This window comes from Dellaglioa sp. CoH-56-MRSF-14, from assembly GCF_056782115.1.
In genome coordinates, this window is sequence record NZ_JBXAYB010000144.1 from 1 (window position 1) to 234 (window position 234).

Genomic DNA, 234 nt, shown 5'->3' on the forward strand with positions numbered 1-234 from the left:
GGCCGAGCGCGGCAGCTTCGGCCTGCCCGACCTCGTCCAGCGGCGGGTTCGCCAACCCGCGCAGCCGCCCCTCAGCGTTCAACACCGTTCGCCCGTGCCGGGCCAGGTAGAGGTGCTGCTGGCGTGCATCTTTCATGCGGACTCCGTTACTTAAATGACCGGTTGGGTGACTGACGAGGTGGGTTCCGGGTCGAAAATGCGGTGGAACACGTCCTCTCCGAAGCTGGTTGGAAG

Annotated in this window: 1 protein-coding gene; it reads right to left on the reverse strand. The window is 65.4% G+C overall.

The features are described from left to right. Positions 1-136, reverse strand: a 136-nt coding sequence (locus tag AC1RPX_RS08115; protein WP_481763389.1) for a phosphoglycerate mutase family protein, incomplete at its 3' end; no start/stop codon positions are given. Between the last annotated feature and the right edge of the window lie 98 nt (positions 137-234).